1 protein-coding gene is annotated in these 317 nt (G+C 44.2%); it reads left to right on the top strand.

All coding sequences use genetic code 11. The features are described from left to right. On the top strand, positions 1-317 hold a 317-nt coding region (locus HA632_RS00115), incomplete at both ends, for a hypothetical protein (RefSeq protein WP_176305214.1).

Below are 317 nucleotides of genomic sequence, written 5' to 3'. Positions count from 1 at the left end.
TTGACGATTCAACCGTTACCAATAGTGAGTGTAGCGGTGAGTCCAACGACTATCTGTGCCAATGATAGTGCTACTTTTACTTTTACAGGTACACCCGATGCAGTAGTTACTTATAACATTAACGGCGGAGCCAATCAAACGGTTACCTTAAATGCGGGCGGAATAGCTACCATTATCGGAACATTTTCGGCTGACACCACTATCAATATTATAAGTGTAGCGAGTTCGGGTACGCCGAGTTGTGTTAATCCGCAAACCAGTAGTGTTACCTTAACCGTTTTACCATTGCCAACGGCTAGTATAACGGTGAGTCCAAC

Source organism: Flavobacterium sp. J49, from assembly GCF_011742145.1.
Lineage (GTDB): Bacteria > Bacteroidota > Bacteroidia > Flavobacteriales > Flavobacteriaceae > Flavobacterium.
The sequence above is the reverse complement of the archived record's forward strand: the minus strand, read 5'-3'. Positions and strand labels throughout refer to the sequence as shown.